This window comes from Acidiphilium sp. JA12-A1, assembly GCF_000724705.2.
GTDB lineage: Bacteria > Pseudomonadota > Alphaproteobacteria > Acetobacterales > Acetobacteraceae > Acidiphilium > Acidiphilium multivorum.
On record NZ_JFHO01000260.1, the window covers coordinates 1 to 561 of the forward strand.

1 protein-coding gene and 1 pseudogene are annotated in these 561 nt (G+C 62.9%); both read left to right on the forward strand.

What is annotated here, in order from left to right:
* Positions 1–184: pseudogene (locus RT91_RS19795) on the forward strand (TIGR02300 family protein); the annotation flags it as partial.
* A gap of 112 nt (positions 185–296) precedes the next feature.
* On the forward strand, positions 297–488 hold the full coding sequence (locus tag RT91_RS19800; RefSeq protein ID WP_035185292.1) for a hypothetical protein: 192 nt from the start codon (positions 297–299) through the stop codon (positions 486–488).
* Positions 489–561: the final 73 nt, after the last annotated feature.

The following is a 561-nucleotide window of genomic DNA, read 5'->3' on the forward strand; positions in this document are numbered from 1 at the left end:
ACCAAAGCCCGACGACGCCAAGAAGCCGGCCAAGGCGCAGACCACCGAGGACGACGTCGACACGGACGACGTGGAGGATACCGGCGACGACGATATCCTGACGGATGCCGATGATCTCGAGGACGACGATGCGATCGATGCCGATATCGAGGTCGAGCGCGACAGTGACGAGAACGAAAGATAATTTTCCTTTCCGGGTCGAATTTGTTTACCGGATTGTAATCTGGAGCGGGTCATGTTCGGGCGCAGCCAAAAACGGCTGTTCCTGAAGGACACTCCTGAGAAGGAAACCCGCGATGACCCAGTTCGCCCCGGCGAAAATCGCCGACCATCACGAGCCGATCGTCAGCCCGCTCATTCTTGTCGACCGCCTGATTTCGCTGGCGCAGGATGCCGAGCGCGCCGGGTTGCCGGCCGTCGCCAACCGGCTGGTTCGCCTTGCCCTGCGCAGCTGCGTTCCGCCCGCCGGCGGCACGCATCGCCACTGATCCGCGCCTTCGTGCCGTCCATCCTGCGCACGGCGCATCCGCTCACTGGTTCGGCGGATCAGCTGTTCACCGG